Raw genomic sequence first — 257 nt, 5'->3', positions numbered from 1 at the left:
CGGGCGCAAGTTATGACCGTGCGCGATGGAATTCCTCATGGTGGAGACGGGGTTCCTCAACGTGCGCAACCAGTCGATGTCGAACCCCAGTGTCTCCAGGCGAGCAGCATACGTCTCCAAAGCGGGAACCGCCCCTCGGAGTTGCCAGTCTCGATCCTGAAGATCGGCTCGCCGAGTGCCAAGAGGAGCCCTCTGGCACCAGCCTCGATGAGTGGGTACGCCGCTCGGGCGGCGTCGTCGTAGCGACCGTCCCAGAA

1 protein-coding gene is annotated in these 257 nt (G+C 63.4%); it reads right to left on the bottom strand.

Going from position 1 to position 257, the window contains the following annotated elements; genetic code table 11:
- Window positions 1–56: 56 nt before the first annotated feature.
- Window positions 57–257: hypothetical protein (locus BN358_RS27595; protein WP_040582652.1), on the bottom strand; the 201-nt coding region annotated here is incomplete at its 5' end.

It is taken from the genome of Sedimentibacter sp. B4 (assembly GCF_000309315.1).
Classification (GTDB): Bacteria; Bacillota; Clostridia; order Tissierellales; family Sedimentibacteraceae; genus Sedimentibacter; species Sedimentibacter saalensis.
This window is presented reverse-complemented; position numbering and strand designations above follow the sequence as displayed.